We start from the raw sequence: 12,473 nt of genomic DNA on the forward strand, positions 1-12,473 counted from the left end.
CCATGCGCAAAGGGCAGTACCGGTTCGTCGCGGGGTTTCTCTTCGCTCCCGTGGCCCTCTACGTGATCTTCGTGATCTGGCCGTACATCCAGACGTTCGGCTATTCACTGACCGACTGGAAGGGGCAGTCGCAGACCTTCCGCTTCGTCGGTCTGGACAATTACCAGGCGCTGTTCCAGGACGACGTCTTCCTGAAGGCCATCTGGCACAACATCCTGTTCCTCGTCTTCATCCCGGTGATCACGATTCTGTTCGCCCTGTTCTTCGCCTTCATGCTGAACGCGGGCGGACGCGGCCGGGCCGGCGGGGTGCAGGGTGTCGCCGGATCGAAGCTCTACAAGATCGTCTATTTCTTCCCCCAGGTGCTGTCGCTGGCGATCCTCGCGGTGCTGTTCAACGCGGTGTACCGCAGTGACGGCGGCGGTCTGCTCAACGGGGTGCTGATCAAGATCGGGCTGGTCGACCCCGACACCCCCGTGGAGTGGCTCAACGAGCCCAGCATGGTGCTGTGGGCGCTGATGGCGGTCGTGGTCTGGCACGGCGTCGGCTTCTACCTGGTGCTGTTCTCCGCCGCCATGCAGTCCATCCCGCGGGACATCTACGAGGCCGCCCTGATCGACGGGGCCAGCCGCAACCAGTCCTTCTTCCGCATCACCCTGCCACTGCTGTGGGACAGCGTGCAGACGGCCTGGGTCTACCTCGGCATCGTCGCCATGGACATGTTCGTACTGGTCTCCTCGATGACCCAGAACATGGGCGCCTACGGCGGCGGCCCCGACCACCACAGCGACGTGATGTCGACGGTGATGATGCGGAACTTCCTGTACTACGGCAAGAGCGGCTACGCCTGCGCCATGGGCGTGGTCATGCTGCTGCTCACCCTGATCCTGTCCGTGGTCACGCTCCGCGCCACCCGCCGCGAGCGCATCGAGTTCTGAGCGGGAGTGACGACGATGAGCGCACCCATCAAAGAGACCGCCCCCCTTCCGGCCGGCCGTTCCGTGGCCAAGGTGCCCGTCCGCCCGGACGACCGCCGTGGCGAGGGCGTGGTCCTGAACGTCTTCTCCCACGGCTTCCTCGCCCTGTGGGCCCTGCTGATCGTGCTGCCGCTGCTGTGGCTCGTGCTCAGCTCCTTCAAGACCGACGCCCAGATCGGCGGATCCGCCTTCGGCTGGCCGGAACACTGGTCCCTCGACGTCTTCTCCCGGGCCTGGCACAAGGGCATCGGCGACTACTTCCTGAACACCCTGATCGTCCTGGTGTTCTCCGTGCCGCTGACCATGCTGTTCGGGTCGATGGCCGCCTACGTGCTGGCCCGGTACCGCTTCTGGGGCAACCGGCTGCTGTACTACTTCTTCGTGGCCGGCGCGATGTTCCCGGTGTTCCTGGCCCTGGTCCCGCTGTTCTTCATGGTCAAGCGGCTGGACATGCTGAACACCTACCAGGGGCTGATCCTGGTCTACATCGCCTACTCGATGCCGTTCACGGTGTTCTTCATGCACTCCTTCTTCCGGACCCTGCCCACGGCGGTCTTCGAGGCGGCGATCCTGGACGGCGCCTCGCACACCCGCACCTTCTTCCAGGTGATGCTGCCGATGGCGAAGCCCGGACTGATCAGCGTGGGGATCTTCAACACGCTGGGCCAGTGGAACCAGTTCATCCTGCCCACGGTCCTGATGCAGCCGCAGAGCGGATCCGATCCCGAGCGATACGTCCTCACCCAGGGGCTGATCCAGCTCCAGCAACAGCAGGGATACGCCTCTGACCTGCCCGTTCTCTTCGCGGGTGTGACCATCGCGATGATCCCGATGCTGGTCGTGTACCTGTCCTTCCAACGCCAGGTGCAGGCGGGCCTGACCTCGGCCACGCTGAAGTAACGCGCTCCGCGACCACCCGCGCGCACGCCGCCTCCGTACCCGGGGGCGGCGTGCGCGGCATGTGTCACAGGACCCGGAAACGGTTCAACCTCTTGACGTAAGTCACCCCGAACAGCTCAGCTTAGAGTTCACTAGTTGGACATACACGGGGCCTCGCCGAAGCGGCCCCGCGCTCAGGAGGTCGTCGTGGAGACTCCAGGGTCGCAGTCGTCACTGCACCGAGCCAACCTGGAGCGGGTCGTCCGGGCCGTACGCCTGGCCGGGTCCCTCACGCAGGCGGAGATCGCGCGGACGACCGGTCTGTCCGCCGCGACCGTCTCCAACATCGTGCGGGAGCTGAAGGACGGCGGAACAGTCGAGGTCACACCCACCTCGGCGGGCGGGCGGCGGGCCCGCAGCGTCAGCCTGAGCGGGGACGCCGGCATCGTGATCGGCGTCGACTTCGGGCACACCCATCTGCGCGTCGCGGTCGGGAACCTCGCCCATCAGGTGCTGGCCGAGGAGGCCGAGCCGCTGGACGTCGACGCCTCCGCCGACCAGGGCTTCGACCGGGCCGAACAGCTGGTCAACCGCCTGATCGCGGCCACGGGCGTGGACCGGACCAAGGTGGCGGGCGTGGGGCTCGGCGTGCCGGGTCCGATCGACGTGGAGTCCGGCACCCTGGGCTCCACCGCGATCCTGCCCGGCTGGGGCGGCACCAAGCCCGCCGAGGAGCTGCGCGAGCGGCTCGGCGTGCCCGTGCACGTGGACAACGACGCCAACCTCGGCGCCCTCGGCGAGCTGGTCTGGGGCAGCGGCAAGGGCGTGCGCGACCTGGCGTACATCAAGGTCGCGAGCGGTGTCGGCGCCGGTCTGGTGATCGACGGGAAGATCTACCGCGGGCCGGGCGGCACGGCGGGCGAGATCGGGCACATCACACTCGACGAGTCCGGTCCGGTCTGCCGCTGCGGGAACCGCGGCTGCCTGGAGACGTTCGCGGCGGCGCGCTACGTCCTCCCGCTGCTCCAGCCCGGCCACGGCCCCGATCTGACCATGGAGGGCGTCGTACGGCTGGCCAGGGACGGTGACCCCGGCTGTCGGCGCGTGATCGCCGACGTCGGCCGTCACATCGGCAGCGGGGTGGCCAATCTCTGCAACCTGCTGAACCCGAGCCGGGTGGTGCTCGGCGGTGACCTCGCCGAGGCCGGCGAGCTGGTGCTCGGGCCGATCAGGGAGTCCGTCGGCCGCTACGCCATCCCCAGTGCGGCACGCCAGCTGTCCGTGCTTCCGGGGGCCCTCGGCGGCCGTGCCGAGGTGCTCGGAGCGCTCGCCCTCGCCCTCAGCGAGATGGGCGATTCGACCCTTTTGGAGGGGGCGCTGCCGGTGGCGGCCCCTGCCTTCACTTAGAGAACGGATGGCACCGTTGCCATCTCGTTAAGGATTTACTTCTTGACGTCGCACGTGTGGCCGAGTTGACTTCCAGCCACCTCGGCCGCAACGACGCGGCCTCGTCAGGGAGGTTTCTGAAGTGAACGCACGTATGCGTCGTGCCGCCGTTGCCGTTGCCGCCGGAGCGATGGCCGTGTCGCTGGCCGCCTGTGGCAGCGCCAAGGAGTCCAAGGGCGGGAGTGACCACTCCAGCTCCGGTTCGAAGAAGGGCGACGCCATCACGGTGGGTCTGCTCCTTCCGGAGAACCAGACCGCGCGTTACGAGAAGTTCGACAAGCCCATCATCGAGAAGCAGGTCAAGGACCTGACGAACGGCAAGGGCAAGGTCGTCTACGCGAACGCCAAGCAGGACGCCACCACGCAGAACCAGCAGGTCGACACGATGGTGACCAACAAGGTCGACGTGCTGATCGTGGACGCGGTGGACTCCAAGGCCATCGCCAGCTCGGTCAAGAAGGCCAAGGACGCCGGCATCCCGGTCGTCGCCTACGACCGCCTGGCCGAGGGCCCGATCGACGCCTACACCTCCTTCGACAACGAAGAGGTCGGTCACACCCAGGGCAAGGCCCTGCTGAAGGCGCTGGGCGACAAGGCCAAGCCTTCCGCGAAGATCGTCATGATGAACGGCGCGATCACCGACCCGAACGCCGCCTTCTTCAAGAAGGGCGCGCTGGCGGAGCTCAAGGGCAAGGTCGACATCGCCAAGTCGTACGACACCAAGGAGTGGAAGCCGGAGAACGCCAACGCCAACATGGAGGGCGCCATCTCCGCCCTCGGCAAGAAGAACATCGTCGGCGTCTACTCCGCCAACGACGGCATGGCCGGCGGTATCATCACCGCGCTCAAGGCCGCGGGCATCAGCGTCCCGGTGACCGGCCAGGACGCCGAGCTGGCCGGTGTGCAGCGCATCGTGACGGGTGACCAGTACATGAGCGTGTACAAGTCCTACCCGCAGGAGGCCGCCGTGGCCGCCAAGATGGCCGTCGCGCTCGGCAAGGGCGAGAAGCTCGACTCCATCGCCACGAGCAAGGTCGACAGCCCGACCACGAAGCAGGTCCCGTCGGTCATCGTCCCGGTCGTCTCGCTGACCAAGGACAACATCAAGGAGACCGTCATCAAGGACGGCTTCTACACGGTCAACGACATCTGCACCGACAAGTACAAGTCGGCCTGCGCCAAGATCGGCCTGAAGTAAACAGCCGCACGTCCCCCGGGACGTGCGCGGTACAGACTCCTCCGGCGCCCCGCATCCACCAGCCCCGCAAAGCTAGGGCGGGGCGCCGGACGGACCCCCCTTTCACACTTCTGCACAACCTCCCGCCGGGTCAGGCGGCGAAGGAGATGGTTCACGTGTCCGCTACGCCCGTGCTGGCGTTGCGCGGGGTCTCCAAGCGGTTCGGTGCCGTCCAGGCGCTCACCGACGTAGAGCTTGAGGTCCACGCCGGTGAAGTGGTCGCCCTGGTGGGCGACAACGGCGCCGGAAAGTCCACGCTGGTCAAGACGATCGCCGGCGTGCATCCCATCGATGAGGGCGTCATCGAGTGGGACGGCAAGGCCGTCTCGATCAGCAAGCCGCACGACGCCCAGAACCTGGGCATCGCGACCGTCTACCAGGACCTCGCGCTGTGCGACAACATCGACGTCGTCGGCAACCTCTACCTGGGCCGGGAGCTGCGCAAGCGCGGCGTCCTGGACGAGGTGGAGATGGAGCGCCGCTCCCGCGAGCTGCTCACCACGCTGTCGATCCGCATCCCCAGCGTGCGCATCCCGATCGCCTCGCTCTCCGGCGGTCAGCGCCAGACCGTGGCCATCGCCCGCTCCATGCTCGGCGAGCCCAAGCTGGTGATCCTGGACGAGCCCACCGCGGCCCTCGGTGTCGAGCAGACCGCGCAGGTCCTCGACCTCGTGGAGCGGCTGCGCGAGCGCGGCCACGCCGTGATCCTCATCAGCCACAACATGGCCGATGTGAAGGCCGTGGCGGACAAGGTCGCCGTGCTGCGCCTGGGGCGCAACAACGGCGTGTTCGAGGTCAAGTCCACCTCGCAGGAAGAGATCATCTCCGCCATCACCGGTGCCACGGACAACGCCGTGACCCGTCGTGCGGCGCGCAACGGGGAGGCTCAGAAGTGAGCATCGACAAGACCTCCGCCCCTGCCGGGCCGCAGACCGCGGAGAACCCGGAGGCCGCCGCCGGCGCGGACGTGGCCGTCGACCCCCGGCTGCTCGTGCGCGAGCAGGGCTTCGCCGGCTACGTCGGCGAGTTCAAGCGCAAGATCCGCGCCGGTGACCTCGGGTCGATCCCGGTCGTCGTCGGCCTGATCGTCATCTGGGCGATCTTCGCGAGCCTGAACCCCAACTTCCTCACCGCGGGCAACCTGTCCGACATCTCCGTGGCCATGGTCGGCACGGGCATGATCGCCGTCGGTATCGTCTTCGTCCTGCTGCTCGGCGAGATCGACCTGTCGGTCGGTTCGGTCAGCGGTGTCGCGGGCGCCACCTTCGCCGTGCTCAACATCACGCACGGCATGGCCGAGTGGCTGGCGCTGATCCTCGCCATCCTCACCGGCGCGGTCGCGGGCGCGATCCACGGCTTCTTCTTCGCCCGGGTCGGTGTCCCGGCCTTCGCGGTCACCCTGGCCGGTCTGCTGTTCTGGAACGGCTTCATGCTCCAGATCCTCGGCAGCAACGGCACGATCAACCTGGACGACAGCGGTCTGGTCGCCAAGCTGAGCGGCTACTACTTCAGCGACGTGGCGGCCGCCTACGGCCTCGCCGTGGCCGCCGTCGTGGTGTTCTTCCTCACCGCGTTCTTCGACAACCGCCGCCGCGAGGCCGCGGGCGTCCCGTCCCGTCCGCTGAGCGAGATCATCGTCCGTACGGTGCTCCTCGCCGTGGTGGCCTTCGCCGCCGCCGCCGTCTTCAACCAGTACAAGGGCCTGCCGCTGGCCGTGGTGCTGTTCCTGGCGGTCCTGGTGATCACGGACTTCGTGCTGCGCCGCACGGCCTACGGGCGCAAGATCTTCGCGCTCGGCGGCAGCATCGAGGCCTCCCGCCGGGCCGGCATCAACGTCGCCGCGGTCCGGATCTCGGTCTACGCGATCTCCGGCACCTTCGCCGCCATCGGCGGTCTGTTCATCGCCTCCAAGATCACCTCGGCCAACCAGGGTGCCGGTGGCGGTGACCTGCTGATGAACGCGATCGCGGCGGCCGTGATCGGCGGCACGTCCCTCTTCGGCGGCCGCGGCCGGACCTGGAACGCGCTCCTCGGCGTGCTGGTGATCGTCTCGATCCAGTACGGCCTCGCCCTGCAGGGCATCGCCTCCCCGGTCCAGTACATGATCACCGGTGGCGTGCTGCTGGCCACCGTCGTCATCGACGCGGTGACCCGCAAGACCCAGAAGTCGGCCGGGCGCGCGTAACACCCGCAAAACCCCTGTGCCCGGCGCCCTGGTGGCGCCGGGCACTTCCGTGTCTTACACCCGGACACCGCGAGCCGGACCGGAACATTAGACTCGACAAGCCCGGCAACAGCTCGATCAGCTCTACTGCAAGGAGGCACGGGTGCCGCTGCTGACCCGTATCACGGGACCGCGCGATCTGGACCGGCTCAGCCTGGAGGAGCTGGACCAGCTTGCCGGGGAGATCCGGACCTTCCTCGTCGACGCGGTCTCCAAGACCGGCGGCCACCTCGGCCCGAACCTCGGTGTGGTGGAGCTGACCATCGCCCTGCACCGGGTCTTCCACTCGCCGCAGGACAAGGTGCTGTGGGACACCGGCCACCAGTCCTACGTGCACAAGCTGCTCACCGGCCGGCAGGACTTCTCCAAGCTGAAGATGAAGGGCGGCCTGTCGGGCTACCCCGCGCAGAGCGAGTCCGAGCACGACGTGATCGAGAACAGCCACGCCTCGACCGTGCTCGGCTGGGCCGACGGCATCGCCAAGGCCAACCAGCTGCGCGAGCGCGACAGCCGTGTCGTCGCCGTGATCGGTGACGGGGCCCTGACCGGCGGTATGGCCTGGGAGGCGCTGAACAACATCGCCGAGGCCAAGGACCGCCCGCTCGTCATCGTCGTCAACGACAACGAGCGCTCCTACGCCCCGACCATCGGCGGCCTCGCCAACCACCTCGCGACCCTGCGCACGACCGACGGCTACGAGCGCTTCCTGGCCCGGACGAAGGACATCCTCGACCGCACCCCGGTCGTCGGCAGGCCGCTGTACGAGACCCTGCACGGCGCCAAGAAGGGCCTGAAGGACTTCATCGCCCCGCAGGGCATGTTCGAGGACCTGGGCCTGAAGTACGTCGGCCCGATCGACGGTCACGACATCGAGGCGCTGGAGTCGGCGCTGGCCCGGGCCAAGCGGTTCGGCGGGCCGGTCATCGTGCACTGCCTGACCGAGAAGGGCCGCGGCTACCAGCCCGCCCTCCAGGACGAGGCCGACCGCTTCCACGCCGTCGGCAAGATCCACCCGGACACCGGGCTGCCGATCGCCTCCTCCGGCGCCGACTGGACCTCCGTGTTCGGTGAGGAAATGGTCAGGCTGGGCGAGGAGCGCGAGGACATCGTCGCAATCACCGCCGCCATGCTCCAGCCGGTCGGCCTGGACAGGTTCGCCAAGCGCTTCCCCGAACGCGTCTTCGACGTCGGCATCGCCGAGCAGCACGCCGCCGTCTCCGCGGCGGGCCTCGCCTACGGCGGGCTGCACCCGGTCTTCGCCGTCTACGCCACCTTCCTCAACCGCGCCTTCGACCAGGTCCTCATGGACGTGGCCCTGCACAGGTGCGGTGTGACCTTCGTGCTCGACCGGGCCGGCGTCACCGGCACCGACGGCGCCTCGCACAACGGCATGTGGGACATGTCGATCCTCCAGGTCGTGCCCGGGCTCCGGCTCGCCGCCCCGCGCGACGCCGACCAGGTGCGGGCGCAGCTGCGCGAGGCCGTCGCCGTCGAGGACGCGCCCACCGTGGTGCGCTTCTCCAAGGGTGCCGTCGGCCCCGCCGTACCCGCCGTGGGCCGCGTCGGCGGCATGGACGTGCTGCGCGAGCCCGGCACCGACCTCCCGGACGTGCTGCTGGTCTCCGTGGGCGCCCTCGCCCCGATGTGCCTGGAGATCGCAGGACTGCTGGACAGGCAGGGGATCTCCACCACCGTCGTCGACCCGCGCTGGGTCAAGCCCGTCGACGAGGCCATGGCTCCGCTGGCCGACCGGCACCGGGTCGTCGTCACCGTCGAGGACAACAGCCGGGCCGGCGGCGTCGGCTCCGCGATCGCCCAGGCCCTGCGGGACGCGGGTGTGGACGTACCGCTGCGCGACTTCGGCATCCCGCCCCGCTTCCTCGACCACGCCTCCCGCGCCGAGGTCCTCACCGAGATCGGCCTGACCGCACCCGACATCGCGCGCCAGGTCACCGGGCTCGTCGCCCGGCTCGACGGCCGCTACGGCGGCACGGCCGGCACCGTGGACTCCGTGGAGCCCGCCCGCGACTAGCACGCGACCGGAAACCGCCCCCGCGGGCCGGTTCCGCCCCGTCTCCAGGTGGCGGAACCGGCCCGTCTGCGTCAACCTGCCTGTGCCGGGGAATACCCTCCCCGACCCTCTCGATCATGTCGAGGACGACAAGCGTGGGAGGCAGGCAGTGAGCAACGCGCTCTTCCGGACGAAGAACGTCGAGCAGTCCATCCAGGACACCGAGGAACCCGAGCATGCGCTCAAGAAGTCGCTGACCGCCCTCGACCTGACCGTCTTCGGCGTCGGTGTCATCATCGGCACCGGCATCTTCGTCCTCACCGGCACGGCGGCCAAGAACACCGCCGGCCCCGCCGTCTCCCTGTCCTTCGTGGTGGCCGGTGTCGTCTGCGCGCTCGCCGCCCTGTGCTACGCCGAGTTCGCCTCCTCGGTCCCCGTCGCGGGCTCCGCGTACACCTTCTCCTACGCCTCGCTCGGCGAACTCCCCGCCTGGATCATCGGCTGGGACCTGGTCCTCGAACTGGCGCTCGGCACGGCGGTGGTCGCGGTCGGCTGGTCCGGCTACATCCACTCGCTGCTCGACAACGCGGGCTGGGACCTGCCCGCGGCGCTCTCCGGCCGGGACGGCGCCACGGGCTTCGGCTTCGACATCCTCGCCGCGGCCCTCGTCCTGGTGCTCACCGCCATCCTCGTCGTCGGCATGAAGCTGTCCGCGCGGGTCACCTCCGTGGTCGTCGCGATCAAGGTGGCCGTGGTCCTCGTCGTGATCATCGCGGGGGCCTTCTTCGTCAAGGGCGGGAACTACCACCCCTTCATCCCGAAGGCCCAGTCCGCGGCGTCCGCCGGGAACCTCAAGGCCCCCCTGATCCAGCTGATGTTCGGCTGGGCGCCCTCCGACTTCGGCGTCATGGGCATCTTCACCGCGGCCTCCGTGGTGTTCTTCGCGTTCATCGGCTTCGACGTCGTCGCCACCGCCGCCGAGGAGACCCGTCACCCGCAGCGCGACGTCCCGCGCGGCATCCTCGGCTCCCTGATCATCTGCACCACCCTGTACGTCGCCGTGTCGATCGTCGTGACCGGCATGCAGAAGTACAGCGCGCTGTCCATCAAGGCCCCGCTCGCCGACGCGTTCAAATCCACGGGCCATCCCTGGTACGCGGGCCTGATCAGCTTCGGCGCCGCCGTCGGACTCACCACCGTGTGCATGATCCTGCTGCTCGGCCAGTCCCGGGTCTTCTTCGCCATGAGCCGCGACGGGCTGCTGCCCCGCTTCTTCTCGCACACCCACCCGCGGTTCCGCACCCCGTACCGGTCCACCATCCTGCTCGGCGTGATCATCGCGATCGTGGCCGGCTTCACCAGCCTGAGCGAACTGGCCGAACTGGTGAACATCGGCACGCTGTTCGCGTTCATCGTCGTCGCCCTCAGCGTCATCATCCTGCGCCGCACCCGCCCGGACCTGCACCGCGCCTTCCGCACCCCGTGGGTGCCGGTCGTCCCGATCCTGTCCGTGTGCGCCTCCCTGTGGCTGATGCTCAACCTGCCCGCCGAGACCTGGATCCGGTTCGCCATCTGGATGGTCATCGGCTTCGTCGTCTACTTCTTCTACGGCCGCTCGCACAGCCGTCTGGGCCTGCGCGAGCGCGAGGCGGCCGCGGCCGGCAACGCCGCGCAGTCGCCGCACGGAACCGCCGACTAGGGCCTACAGGCTGCCCCACCGGCCCGGTATGTCCTGCTTCGGCTGGAGACGGCGGGCCGGATAGCGTGCTGGCATGCTCGCCGCCCCGCTCGCCCCCGCACGGACCGCGGTCACCCGGACGGCGTACTGGACGCGGCTCGCCCCCCTCCTCGCCGCCCTGGCCTGCGTCACCCGGATCCCCTCCTTCGTCCAGCCGCTGTGGAACCCGGACGAGGGCTTCCTCGCCGTACAGGCCCGGCTGCTCGCCCAGGGCGGCCGGCTCTACGAGACGGTGGTGGACCGCAAGCCGCCGCTGCTGCCCTGGCTGTACCAGTCCGCCTTCGCACTCTTCGGCTCCGGCTCCCTGACTCCACTGCGGGTGCTCGCCGTCCTCGCCCAGCTGCTCACCGCCGCCCTGCTGGCCTCCCTGGCCCGCCGCCGCTGGGGGGACCGGGCCGGCCGCACCGCCGGGGTGCTCTATCTGCTCATCTCGGTCGGGCTCAACCCCGAGGACGCGCAGGCCGCCACCTTCGAGGTGTTCATGCTGCCCGGCACGGCCGCCGCCCTGTGGTGCGCGGACCGCGCTCGCTGGGGCGTGGCCGGGGCCGCTGTCGCCGCCGCCTTCCTGACCAAGCAGACCGGGGGAGCGGTGCTGCTGCCGGTCGCCTGGCTGCTGCACCGGCAGGGCGGCGGCCTCCGCGCCGGCCTGCCGCGGCTCGCGGCCGGATTCGCCCTCCCCGTGCTCGGGGTGGCCCTGGCGACGGATCCGGCCGGCTTCCTGTTCTGGACGGTGACCGGCTCCGCCGCGTACGCCTCCGTCACCGGCTCCGAACTCCACGTCCTGGCCCGGGCGCTGACCAACGCGGCGATCCTCGCGGCGGCCTCCGCGGGACTGCTCCCGCCGGTCGTACGGGCCCTGCGCGGCGCTCGCACCACAGTGCCCGAGCTGTGGCTGTGGCTGGCCTCCTCGGCCGCCGCCGTGATGCTCGGCTGCCACTTCTTCGGCCACTACTACCTGCAACTCACCCCGCCGCTCGCCCTGCTGGCCACCGCCGCGCTGCACGTCCTGCCCGGCGAGCGGCACACGGCCGCCGTCCTCACCTCGGCCTGCTCCTGCGCCCTCTTCGTCGGCTGGGGCCTGCTCGCCCCGCGCCCCGAACTCGCGCACACCGAGCGGGTGGCGGCTGCCCTCACACAGCGCACGGCACCCGCCGACCGGGTCCTCGTGTGGGGCATACACCCGGAGACCTACTGGCTGGCCGGCCGCACCCCCGCCACCCGCTACCTCACCGCGGGCCTGCTCACCAACTACAGCGGCGGCCGGGACGGCCCCCAGGTCGGCGAGAAGTACGCCGTGGCGGGCGCCTGGCCGGTCTTCCGCCGGGAGATGACCGCGCACGCCCCCGCCCTGGTCGTCGACGACTCCCGGGGCGAGCCGTACGCCCCCGACCGCCTCCCGACGCTGCGCCGCCTGCTCACGGCGGGCTACGAGGAGGTGGGCCGGGTGGACGGCGCGGTGCTGTACGCCCGGGTGCCGGGGTGGTGACGGCCGCGGCTCAGCCCCAGACCGCGCGCGGCCCGGCCACCTCCGCGCCCAGCTCCGTGACCCGGCGCCGCAGCTCGCGGTCGGCGGTCACCACCAGGCGGTCCCGGCCGGCGTTCTCGGCGACCAGCTCCACGATCCGGTCGTCCCCGCTGCCCGGCGCCGGCTCCACCCGCACGCCCGGCACCGACGTCACATCACGGGCCGCGCCCTCGACCACGAGCACGATCTCCACCGGGCCCGCGTGCCCCGGCAGGCCCTCGCTCGCCAGCCGGTCCCGCAGCCGCTCGGCCGCCGCCCTGCGGTCCCGCCACCAGCCGTCGGGCCGTGAGCCGACGACGTTCGCGCCGTCCACGACGACGAGCGGCGGGGCGGGGGAGGGCGCTGCGGGTACGGGGTCGCTCATGCGCCCAGGGTCCCATGGCCGGGGACCGGGGGGCGGGCCCCGCGGCCGGTGCCCAGCGGCTTAAAGTGAACC

General features: G+C 69.9%; 10 protein-coding genes. 9 read left to right on the top strand and 1 reads right to left on the bottom strand.

The genetic code is table 11. The annotated features are described in order from the left end of the window. Positions 1-2 precede the first annotated feature (2 nt). The 9 genes from AB0B40_RS07960 to AB0B40_RS08000 all read left to right on the top strand — a co-directional run bounded on the left by AB0B40_RS07960 (position 3) and on the right by AB0B40_RS08000 (position 11,998). Positions 3-938: a sugar ABC transporter permease gene (locus AB0B40_RS07960; RefSeq protein WP_345051887.1), complete on the top strand. Its 936-nt coding sequence runs from the start codon at positions 3-5 to the stop codon at positions 936-938. Between the two features lie 15 nt (positions 939-953). Continuing rightward, entirely contained in the window at positions 954-1,877 is a 924-nt protein-coding gene (locus tag AB0B40_RS07965; protein ID WP_345051885.1) for a carbohydrate ABC transporter permease, read from the top strand. A gap of 186 nt (positions 1,878-2,063) precedes the next feature. Then, complete coding sequence (locus tag AB0B40_RS07970) at positions 2,064-3,263, top strand: ROK family transcriptional regulator (RefSeq protein ID WP_345051882.1); 1,200 nt, start codon at positions 2,064-2,066, stop codon at positions 3,261-3,263. A 121-nt stretch (positions 3,264-3,384) separates the two neighbouring features. Then, positions 3,385-4,500: a substrate-binding domain-containing protein gene (locus AB0B40_RS07975; protein WP_345051880.1), complete on the top strand. Its 1,116-nt coding sequence runs from the start codon at positions 3,385-3,387 to the stop codon at positions 4,498-4,500. 146 nt (positions 4,501-4,646) lie between these two features. After that, complete coding sequence (locus AB0B40_RS07980) at positions 4,647-5,435, top strand: ATP-binding cassette domain-containing protein (protein WP_345051877.1); 789 nt, start codon at positions 4,647-4,649, stop codon at positions 5,433-5,435. After that, positions 5,432-6,724, top strand: coding sequence for a sugar ABC transporter permease (locus tag AB0B40_RS07985; RefSeq protein ID WP_345051875.1), 1,293 nt, complete (start codon positions 5,432-5,434; stop codon positions 6,722-6,724). The genes AB0B40_RS07980 and AB0B40_RS07985 overlap by 4 nt, the downstream gene beginning before the upstream one ends. Positions 6,725-6,866: 142 nt before the next feature. Further along, positions 6,867-8,795, top strand: coding sequence for a 1-deoxy-D-xylulose-5-phosphate synthase (dxs, locus tag AB0B40_RS07990; RefSeq protein WP_345051872.1), 1,929 nt, complete (start codon positions 6,867-6,869; stop codon positions 8,793-8,795). A gap of 148 nt (positions 8,796-8,943) precedes the next feature. After that, entirely contained in the window at positions 8,944-10,473 is a 1,530-nt protein-coding gene (locus tag AB0B40_RS07995) for an amino acid permease (RefSeq protein WP_362263522.1), read from the top strand. A 73-nt stretch (positions 10,474-10,546) separates the two neighbouring features. Next, entirely contained in the window at positions 10,547-11,998 is a 1,452-nt protein-coding gene (locus tag AB0B40_RS08000; protein WP_345051867.1) for a glycosyltransferase family 39 protein, read from the top strand. Between the two features lie 10 nt (positions 11,999-12,008). Here the strand turns inward: AB0B40_RS08000 and AB0B40_RS08005 are convergent, their stop codons facing one another. Beyond that, positions 12,009-12,401, bottom strand: coding sequence for an NTP pyrophosphohydrolase (locus tag AB0B40_RS08005; RefSeq protein WP_345051864.1), 393 nt, complete (start codon positions 12,399-12,401; stop codon positions 12,009-12,011). Positions 12,402-12,473: the final 72 nt, after the last annotated feature.

The organism is Streptomyces sp. NPDC042638 (genome assembly GCF_040647235.1).
Taxonomy (GTDB): domain Bacteria; phylum Actinomycetota; class Actinomycetes; order Streptomycetales; family Streptomycetaceae; genus Streptomyces; species Streptomyces rameus.